The sequence below is a fragment of the Streptomyces chengmaiensis genome, from assembly GCF_029846775.1.
In the GTDB taxonomy this organism is placed as follows: domain Bacteria; phylum Actinomycetota; class Actinomycetes; order Streptomycetales; family Streptomycetaceae; genus Streptomyces; species Streptomyces chengmaiensis.
Map to the genome: position 1 here is coordinate 60348 of NZ_JARWBG010000038.1, position 8865 is coordinate 69212.

Consider the following 8865-nt stretch of genomic DNA (forward strand, 5'->3'; position numbering starts at 1 on the left):
GTCGTCCCCGCACCCGCGGGGGTAGCTCACATCGGCTGCATGGTGTCACGCCCCATGTCGGGTCGTCCCCGCACCCGCGGGGGTAGCTCCGCGGTGTTCGCCGCCGTCCACGCCGACCACCAGTCGTCCCCGCACCCGCGGGGGTAGCTCTCGCGGGGGAGTTGCGGTCCATGGCGGAGAAATGTCGTCCCCGCACCCGCGGGGGTAGCTCCCGCCCGGCTGGCGTCCGGTCCGCTTGCGGGCAGTCGTCCCCGCACCCGCGGGGGTAGCTCCGGGCGCGTGCGCCGCGTCATGGCCTACCGGCCGTCGTCCCCGCACCCGCGGGGGTAGCTCACTGGAATCGCTCCTCGCGCTGGCCCGGTTCGCGTCGTCCCCGCACCCGCGGGGGTAGCTCGAACGCACCGTCCACACCATCCACCCCGGAGAAGTCGTCCCCGCACCCGCGGGGGTAGCTCTCGACCGCGTCCGCACCGAGACCTTGCTCGGGTGTCGTCCCCGCACCCGCGGGGGTAGCTCCGACGGCTCCACCACCGAGTCGGGCGCGTATGTGTCGTCCCCGCACCCGCGGGGGTAGCTCCGACGGCTCCACCACCGAGTCGGGCGCGTATGTGTCGTCCCCGCACCCGCGGGGGTAGCTCCCGGCTCGGCACCGAGTACCTCCCCGCCGCCAAGTCGTCCCCGCACCCGCGGGGGTAGCTCCCTCCTGTTCCTCCAGTTCGCCCCCGGTCTCGGGTCGTCCCCGCACCCGCGGGGGTAGCTCCCGGGCCGTGCGCTGGGCCACTCGCTACGCGTGGTCGTCCCCGCACCCGCGGGGGTAGCTCCTTCCAGGCCCCGGCGCGGAGAAAGAACGGGGGGTCGTCCCCGCACCCGCGGGGGTAGCTCCCGGGGTGGCGGTGCCCCGGCGGTCCCCAGTGGGTCGTCCCCGCACCCGCGGGGGTAGCTCGCGCACACGGTGAATGTTCGGTATCTGTGCAGCTGGCCGTAGAACTGCAGCGTGGCACCACAGCATTACGCCCCTGAGGGCGTCGCGCTCCTGTCCGACGTACACGCAATGGGGGAGAAGGGCCCTGGTGCGCGGAGCGAAGGTCACGTACGGGCGATAGCGATCATGTGTGACGCGGCGGCCAGGAGCTCCGGATAGGGCTCGGCGAGGCGTGCTGCCTCGAGCGCGGCTGTGAAAAGGGGGCCGCTCGTGTCGAGTTGTGCGTCCGTGTGGTGCTCGGTCGCTTTCAGCGCGCCCCAGGTAGGGCCCTCGACACTGAGTACCTGTGCGTCGGTCAGCCCGGCCGCCGACATTTCCTCGGCGAGTTCGCCTGCGGTGTGGAAGTAGGCGGCGGTGAATCCCTTCCGGCCTGGCTCGTGGATGCCCGTGCGGAGGATGTCGCCGACGACTTCCCGGACGTGCGGCTTCGTGCTGAGCCAGGTCGTGGCGGTGTGCTCGAACAGTGACGCGTACCGGCCGATCGCCGCGGCGGCGACGAGCCCGCCCGGGCGCGCCACCCGTCGCGCCTCGGCGAGGGCTTGCAGCCGGTCGTCCCGTTCGAGGAGGTGGTAGAGCGGCCCCAGTAGCAGGACCACGTCGTAGGTGCCGTCGGCAGCGGTCAGGGCGCGCGCGTCGCCGAGCTCGGTAGTAGCGCCGGTTGCCGTGGCCTGTTCGACGTGGCGGGGGACCGGGTCGATGAGATGGACGGCGTACCCGTCCTTCACCAGCCATCGCGCGTGCGCACCTGGTCCGCCCCCGACGTCGAGGATGGAAGCGGGCGGAGAGGGGAGGTGGCGGCGCAGGATCTCTTGCGTGCGGAGCATCTCCAGGATGCCGTCAGCCGAGGATGTCAGCCGGTCGGCCTCGTCGATGGTCTCCCCATAGAACTCCAGGATCTCCGGCGCGACGGCGGGTGTGGCGCGTGATGGTGTGGTCATGGGCGTCAGTCTGGGGGCTGGTCTGTCAGGTCCGCCAGCCTCTAACCTGACCGGTCAACCGGTCACCCCCCCCGTTGTGCGACAGGACCCCTGATGCCTCCCCTCAAGTACGAGCAGATCGCTGAAAGCCTCCGCCGCCGCATTGCCGACGGCGAGTTCGGTCCCGGCGACCTTCTGCCCTCCTCCCGTGACCTGTGCGAACAGTGGGACGTCTCCCGCGCCACCGCCGTCAAGGCCATGGACATCCTCCGCGCGGACGGCTTGATCGTCCCTCACCAAGGACGCGGCTTCTCCGTTGTCCAAACGGCACTCGCCCGGCCCGCCGGCGGTCGCCGGGCAGGCACCAGCCGGACCAGCGGCGGGCGGCCGTTCCGGCGTCTTGGTGCACCCGAGATGCTGACCCCGCCCTCGCATGTGGCCGACGCCCTGGGCCTGTCGGCCGGTGTGGGCGCCCTGCATCGCGCGCGGCTCGTCCTGGCGGAGGACGACACACCGATGACGTACGTGACCGCATGGTTCCCGCCGGATATCGCGGCGCAGTGCCCGCGCCTGGCCCAGAAGGGGCCCATCGCGGAGGGAACGACGCACTATGTGCGGCGCGAGACCGGGCGTGGGCCGGTTCTGGGCGTCGACGAGACCACCGTCCGTCTCGCAACCTCGGCTGAGGCGGACCACCTTGGAGTGAAAAGGCCGACCGCCGTCGCGGTGGATCTCCATACCGCCTACGACCAGGACGACAGGCCGCTGGTCTGCGAGGAAGGCGTGACGCCGTCGCATCTGTGGCGTCGGACGGACAAGTACCCGATGGGGCCCGGGACCTGACAGATACTTGACTGGACCGGTGGACCGGTCCAGTCTTGAGGTGTCGTGATGCACGCCCGCTGTGCCCACGCCGTAAGGGCCGTCCTTCGCTCCCCCTTCCGGGAAGGACGGCCCGCCTCCGATCTCTCCCCTGAGGCGACGCCATGACCACGCGCAGCCCGAACACCACAGGCTCCGGCGGCCGACTGCCGGTTGACACGATCGTCCGCGCCACGGACGCAGTCGGGATCGTGACCCGGTACAGAGATCTCACGGACCCCTACCTCGGCGTTCCCGCCCGTCCCCTGACAGGCGGCGCACCGTGGCAGGCCGTCCCGCACTGCCTGCGCCTAGCCCCTCCGGACGAGATCGCCCGCGCACGCACGGATGAAAGCGGAGCAGTGACGGACGTGGATGCCCCCGCAATCCGGCTGGAAGACCTGACCCCCCACCAGCGGGACGGCCGCTCGTGCTGCTGGTGCTCCTTCTGGGCGGACAAGCGCTTCCGCGTGCCCCACCTGACCGCCGTCGGAGCCCGGCTGCGTGCCTGCGAGACATGCGCACAGTCCTTCGACATCGCCCCCGCGGAAGAGCCGACGCTTCAACCAGCCGAACCTCACCCAACGACCCAGCAAGGGCACTGAGCCAGCAGCGGGCCGCGGCTCGCCCCTTGCCACCCGCGCCACCAAGACCGAGCGGCCCGGACACCGCCTGGTTCCCTCCGCCTTCCACGGGGTGACTCATGCTTCTCACTGTCATACGGCACGCCGAATCGACCGAGAACGCCACGAAGCACACCGGCTTCTACCAAGACCCGCGACCGTGGACCGGCCCGGCAGCGCACGCACTGTCCCGCGACCTCGTCGGGCTCACCCCGCGCGGCTTCCGCCAGTGCCAGTGGCTGCGCACCGCGCTCAAGGACGTCGCCGGCCCGGACCCGTACGTGTGCTCCTCGCAGTACCGGCGGGCCCTGGACACTGCGGAACTGGCGCTGCCCGGCCGCGCCGCCGACGTCACCGCTCTGCTGAACGAGCAGCACTACGGCGACGCCACGTACATGACGAAGGCGGAACTCTTCGCGACGTGGCCCGACTGCCAGGTGGACCGGCAGATGCGCAAGCACCTGTGGACTCCCCCGGGCGAGGGCGGCGAGTCCCTCGCGGTCGGCGTGCTGCGCCGGGCGACCGCGTTCGTCAAGGGCCTCGAGGGCCGCGCGCCAGCCGTGGTGGCGATGACGCACCACACTGCCATCCTGGCGCTGCGCAGCGTGCTGGAGCAGCGGCAGGTGACCGAGCTGGTCGACGAAGCCCGGGAACGCAAGACGCCGAACGCCGGGGTCCTCGTCTACGAGCGGCGCGGCGGGCGCTTCCACCAGGTCGACGCAGCCGAGCCGGACTGCTGACGGGGGCCGCGATGAACGGCGTCGTCTACTTCAACGGCCCGGTGCAGACCGGCGACTTCACCTTCGCCGAGCGGCCGGGAAAGGCCGCGGGCATACGGCTCGCCGAGGCGCTGAACAGCCTGCTCGAGGTGGGGCCGGCGCCGCACCTGTGGAACACCGTCACCCTCGCCGGGGACGTGCGCCACCGCGGCGCGAAGGACCGGGACGTGGTCGGCCGACAGCAGCGCGAGGAGCGGACCGTCGCGGCGAAGTACGCGCCCGGCCCGGCCCCGGCGGGCGGTCTGCTCACCGACACCACCCCGTGCGTGGCCGCCCTGGCGCTGGAGATCACCCGGGCCCTGCTCGCCGCCGGGACTCTAGCCGTACGGGAGATGACCGTCCGGCTATGCGCCGCCTGCGGGCACATGACCGGCACGGTCGCGGCGGACGACTGCCACTCCTGCGGGTACGACGCCACCAGGCGCGCGCGGCGAGCGCTGCTGGTTTTCGACCGCGCCGCGCACGGCCCGGTGCTCGAGCGGGAAGACTTCCACGCCGCCGGTGCCCGGACCCCGGCGCACCTGCTGAACACCGCCCACAACACCCCGCCGGTCCTGGTCCTGTCGCGTACCCGCGATCACGGCGTGAGCCTGGCGCCGCTCGGGCTGGAGGGGATGGTGCTGGACCCGCGGGCCGGGCTGCATGTCGCGGTGCTGGCCGCCGCGGCCGAGGTCGGCGCCGTGCAGCCGGTGATGACGGTGACCGAGAACGCCGCCGCCAACGTGGCGGCTTACGGAGCCTCGTTTAGGCGGCACGGCTCGATGCGGCTGCGGTACGCGCTGCACGGGCGGATCCCGTACGACGCGGCGGCCCAGGATCGGCTGTACGAGGTACACCGCGCCGAGGCGCTGCGGGAGCTGTTCACCGACTGGTACCTGCCGCTGTGCGCGGCCCGAGAGCGAGCCGGCGTGAGCGCCGCCCGGCTTCCAGCGCTGCTGAAGTTCCTGCGCCGTGCCCACCTCGCCCGGCCCGCGACACCCCCGGGTGAGGTCCTCGCCGAGCTGCGCCACCGGGCCGCGGCGGGTGATATGCGCTGGGTCATGGACGCCCGGGCGCTGGCCTGCGCCCTCGCCGACCGAGAGAACACCACCGAGCCCACCGTGGGCCCGCAGAGAGGAGCACCCTGATGGGGACCACCGACTGGCAGCTCGTCAAGCAGCGCACGGCCGACGCCGACGGCGCGGTCTACGTCTCCGCCGACGGGGAGCACTACCGGCGTACGGGCGGCAAGGCGCTGCAGGACGAGGCGGCCTTCCAGCAGATGGTCGCCACCCTGGACTATCCGGTGCCGCGGGTGCTGGAGCACGGGGACATGGGCGACGGCACGTTCTACGTGGTCGAGGAGTCCCTGGGCGGGCAGTCGCTGCACGAGATGGCCCTGGCGTCCCTGGACGGCGGACGGGAATTGTACGACGCGGTGGTCGACCAGCTCGCCCAGGTCTCCGCCCGGCTGCTGTACGCCCAGGCCGAGCACCCGGTCGACCCGGAACTCGGAGCGCTGCGGCAGTGGGTGGAGCAGGCGGGCTGGACGCACAACGTCTTCGCCGAGAACCCCGACTTCGACACCCCGCGCACCCACGCGGCGCTCACGCGGGCGATGGACCAGCTCGACGGCGTGCCGCTGTGCTGGGGCCACCTCGACTACGGCCTGCCGAACGTCCTGCCGGCCGGCGTCATCGACTGGCAGCACCACGGCGTGATGCCGCTCGGCTACGACGTCGCCCTGGCGCTCGAGGTCATCCCGTTCAAGGGCGGCGCCAAGGGCTACGCCGCCACCCCGGCGCAGCGCGAGCGGTACCTGGCCGCGCTGGACTCGGCCGCACAGGTCGCCGGCACTTCGCCGGTCAGCCCCCGTCTGGGGGCGTTCCTCCTGGTCAAGAGCCTGTTCTTCCTCGCACTGATGCGGCCGAGCGACCCGGCCCGCGCCGACAAGCACCACAAGTGGCAGTACCGGCGCCACCTCTTCCTGAAGGGACTCGAGCAGTATGAGCGCACCGGGAACATCGACACCGCCCTCTTCCCCACCCTCGACGACTTCGCCGCTGGGCAGGGCGCTGCCGACCGTCCGTGACCGCGACTACCTCCTGGACCGGTCCGGCGTCATCTTCAAGGTGATCGGTGACGTCCATCCGAACTCGCATTGGCTGGGGTATGTGAAGTACTACGCCGACGAGCGCGGCGACCGGACGCTGTTCGGGCGGACCTACCGTCAGAACACGGTGGTGTCGAAAGCCTTTGGGATCCTGGCGGACCGGCCTGAGTGCTACGTGTACTCCCCGGTCGTGGGGTGCGTGATCACCGGAGTGCCCCGCGAGGACGTCGTGACGCACTACTCGTGCCGGCAGGCGCTGGCCGCTCTGCATGAGTCGCCGGAGCTGTTGGACGGCTCGCTGGTGAGCAAGGACCTCCTCGCGATCATCGACTGGGTCGTGGGCGCGGGGGCCGCCGACGTGATCGGCGTGACCGGCTCGTTCCTCGTCGGCGTCGCAGGCGCCCGCTCGGACGTCGACCTGGTCTGTTACGGCCCCCGCGGCTACGAGGTGGCCCAGGCGCTGTTCGCCGAGCGGTCGCTGATCCAGCCTTACGAGGGCGAGACGCTGACGCGGCTGTATGTCCGGCGGGCCAAGTACATGTCCGGCTCCAGCTTCGACATGCTGATGCGGCAGGAGGCCCGCAAGCTGCAGGGCCTCACCGCCGGCGCCGGGGCGCACATCAACTGCGAGCCCCTGCGCGCGGACGGCGACCGCACCTTCCACAACGTCGTGGCGCAGGAGGTCGGAGAGATCCGCGTGCTCGCCCGCATCACCGACCACACCGAGGGCCTGGCCACACCGGCTCTGTACGGCATCAACGTCGAGACGGTCATCGGCTCCACGATCGACGAGGCGGAGGTATTCGCCCGCCGCATCACGCACCTGCGCAGCTACCTCGGCGCGTACACCGGCGCCTTCCGCAAGGGCGACACCGTCCACCTGTCCGGACGCCTGGTGCACATCCAAGGGCCCGGCCTGCCCGACGGGTTCGGCATCGAACTGACCCCGTGGAGCGCTGCGACGTCCTTCCTCGCCAGCCTCGCCCGCTGATCTTCGGGCGCACCGCGCCGTGCGCCCGGCCCTTCGCCCCCACTGGGAGTTTGTGATGACCGCTGATCCGCACGCCTTCGTCTCCGCCGAGTCCCACTAGAGCCTGTCCGGCGGATCTTTGAGTGATCTGGCGCTCGTGGCCGTGTAGTTGGTCATGGGACGTGGCGATCTGACGAACGCGGAGTGGGCCCGCTTGAAGCCGCATCTGCCCGGACCGGGCAACGCGGCGGGAGGTGGGCCAGCCACCGCAAGGTGATCAACGGGATCCTCTTCCGTGAGCGCACGGGGGTCCCGTGGCGGGACCTTCCCTCGCGTTTCGGCAGGTGGAAGACCGTCTACGAACGGCACAGACGGTGGTCCGCGGACGACACCTGGGACAAGATCCTCAAGGCCGTCCAGGCCGACGCCGACGCGGAAGGCCGAATCGACGGGAGCATGGTGAGCCTGGACTCGACCTCCTGTCGCGCTCACCAGCACGCCACCGGGGCACGCAGGAAAGCACCGCGTGTCCCGAAAAAAGATCAACGCCCCGGCATCACCGCCCCGACGAGGGACTCGGACGGTCCCGGGGCGGCCTGACCTCCAAGATCCACCTCGCCGGTGAAGGCGGACGCCGACCCCTTGCCCTGCTGATCACGCCGGGCCAGTGGGGCGATGCCCCGCAGCTCATCCCGGTCCTCGAACGCGTCCGCGTCCCCCGGCCGGCAGGCGGGCATCCACGCACCCGGCCGGATCATCTCGGCGGCGACAAGGCGTACTCGTCCCGGCGGAACCGCCGCTACCTGCGCAGACGCCAGATCAAGCACACCATCCCCGAGCCGAAGGACCAGCGGGCCAACCGCCGACGCCGCGGCAGCAAAGGCGGCAGGCCCACCGGCTTCGACAAGGACAAGTACAAGCGCCGCAACGAAGTCGAGCGGACGATCAACCTGCTCAAGGGCTTCCGGGCCGTGGCGACGAGATACGACAAGCGGGCCTACGTATTCCACGGCACAGTCACTGTCGCGGCCATCCGGTTATGGCTCCGCACATGATCCACCGGACAGGCCCTAGCTCGCCCGGTGACTCCTGGCGGTGGCACAGGGGGGGCTGCTGCAGGGTTGGGTGACAGCGGGGTTTGTGCAGCCGGAGCTGCGGGCTCAGGTCATGATGGTCTCGTACTCGACGGGGGTCAATCGGCCCAGGCGTCTCTGACGCCGGCGTCGATGGGTCGATGGCAGGTGCGCTCGATCCAGGTCACGATCGCGATCCGCAGCTCCTGGCGGGGGCCAAGGTACGGCGGTCGAGGACCTTCTTCTGCAGCAGCGCGAAGAAGCTCTCCATGGCCGCGTTGGCATTCACCGTCGAATGCGCTTGTTTCCCGCGATGACGATGGACGTGTGGGGTTGGTCCATCCGTTCCATCCGCGGTCCGGCGAGGCGTTCGAGTTCCTGGAGCGGATGAACTCGTGGCGTGGGGACGTGGTCCTGGCCCTGGACGAGCAGGGACGCAGGTGCTCGTTCCCGGTGGAGTGGACGGACATGGCGCCGGTGGATGCGTTCGTCGAGGAGGCCGGCGGGACCTGTCCGTTCCGGACCGGGGACCTGGTCCGGCTCGTGGATCTGGTGACCGGCCTGCGGG

8 protein-coding genes, 2 pseudogenes and 1 CRISPR repeat array are annotated in these 8865 nt (G+C 71.1%); of the genes and pseudogenes, 8 read left to right on the forward strand and 2 right to left on the reverse strand.

Annotated features, from left to right (window positions below):
* Positions 1 to 943: a CRISPR direct-repeat array (repeat unit 28 nt; unit sequence GTCGTCCCCGCACCCGCGGGGGTAGCTC).
* Positions 944 to 1086: 143 nt separating this feature from the next.
* Positions 1087 to 1920, reverse strand: coding sequence for a class I SAM-dependent methyltransferase (locus QCN29_RS26320; RefSeq protein ID WP_279931262.1), 834 nt, complete (start codon positions 1918 to 1920; stop codon positions 1087 to 1089).
* A gap of 93 nt (positions 1921 to 2013) precedes the next feature.
* Here QCN29_RS26320 and QCN29_RS26325 point away from each other — a divergent pair, with 93 nt between their 5' ends.
* From QCN29_RS26325 to QCN29_RS26355, 7 genes and pseudogenes are all read left to right on the forward strand, one after another.
* A complete protein-coding gene (locus QCN29_RS26325; RefSeq protein WP_279931263.1) occupies positions 2014 to 2742 on the forward strand; it encodes a GntR family transcriptional regulator in 729 nt (242 codons plus the stop codon).
* Positions 2743 to 2885: 143 nt separating this feature from the next.
* Positions 2886 to 3365 carry a hypothetical protein gene (locus tag QCN29_RS26330; RefSeq protein ID WP_279931264.1) on the forward strand — a complete coding sequence of 160 codons (480 nt, stop codon included), beginning with the start codon at positions 2886 to 2888 and terminating at the stop codon, positions 3363 to 3365.
* A 98-nt stretch (positions 3366 to 3463) separates the two neighbouring features.
* A complete protein-coding gene (locus QCN29_RS26335) occupies positions 3464 to 4123 on the forward strand; it encodes a histidine phosphatase family protein (RefSeq protein WP_279931265.1) in 660 nt (219 codons plus the stop codon).
* A gap of 11 nt (positions 4124 to 4134) precedes the next feature.
* Positions 4135 to 5289: a hypothetical protein gene (locus QCN29_RS26340; RefSeq protein WP_279931266.1), complete on the forward strand. Its 1155-nt coding sequence runs from the start codon at positions 4135 to 4137 to the stop codon at positions 5287 to 5289.
* Entirely contained in the window at positions 5289 to 6233 is a 945-nt protein-coding gene (locus QCN29_RS26345) for an aminoglycoside phosphotransferase family protein (RefSeq protein ID WP_279931267.1), read from the forward strand. The genes QCN29_RS26340 and QCN29_RS26345 overlap by 1 nt, the downstream gene beginning before the upstream one ends.
* On the forward strand, positions 6148 to 7245 hold the full coding sequence (locus QCN29_RS26350; RefSeq protein ID WP_279931268.1) for a hypothetical protein: 1098 nt from the start codon (positions 6148 to 6150) through the stop codon (positions 7243 to 7245). The genes QCN29_RS26345 and QCN29_RS26350 overlap by 86 nt, the downstream gene beginning before the upstream one ends.
* Before the next feature lie 154 nt (positions 7246 to 7399).
* Positions 7400 to 8279, forward strand: a pseudogene (locus QCN29_RS26355) (IS5 family transposase).
* A 105-nt stretch (positions 8280 to 8384) separates the two neighbouring features.
* Here QCN29_RS26355 and QCN29_RS26360 read toward each other — a convergent pair.
* Positions 8385 to 8577: pseudogene (locus QCN29_RS26360) on the reverse strand (IS3 family transposase); the annotation flags it as partial.
* A gap of 47 nt (positions 8578 to 8624) precedes the next feature.
* Here QCN29_RS26360 and QCN29_RS26365 point away from each other — a divergent pair.
* Positions 8625 to 8865, forward strand: a 241-nt coding sequence (locus QCN29_RS26365; protein WP_279931269.1) for a DUF5372 family protein, incomplete at its 3' end; no start/stop codon positions are given.

Excerpts from the sequence above, each read along its gene's own strand:
- QCN29_RS26340 (WP_279931266.1), top strand. The coding sequence starts at position 4,135 with ATGAACGGCGTCGTCTACTTCAACGGCCCGGTGCAGACCGGCGACTTC.
- QCN29_RS26350 (WP_279931268.1), top strand. The coding sequence starts at position 6,148 with ATGAGCGCACCGGGAACATCGACACCGCCCTCTTCCCCACCCTCGACG.
- QCN29_RS26345 (WP_279931267.1), top strand. The coding sequence starts at position 5,289 with ATGGGGACCACCGACTGGCAGCTCGTCAAGCAGCGCACGGCCGACGCC.
- QCN29_RS26320 (WP_279931262.1), bottom strand. The coding sequence starts at position 1,920 with ATGACCACACCATCACGCGCCACACCCGCCGTCGCGCCGGAGATCCTG.
- QCN29_RS26335 (WP_279931265.1), top strand. The coding sequence starts at position 3,464 with ATGCTTCTCACTGTCATACGGCACGCCGAATCGACCGAGAACGCCACG.
- QCN29_RS26330 (WP_279931264.1), top strand. The coding sequence starts at position 2,886 with ATGACCACGCGCAGCCCGAACACCACAGGCTCCGGCGGCCGACTGCCG.
- QCN29_RS26325 (WP_279931263.1), top strand. The coding sequence starts at position 2,014 with ATGCCTCCCCTCAAGTACGAGCAGATCGCTGAAAGCCTCCGCCGCCGC.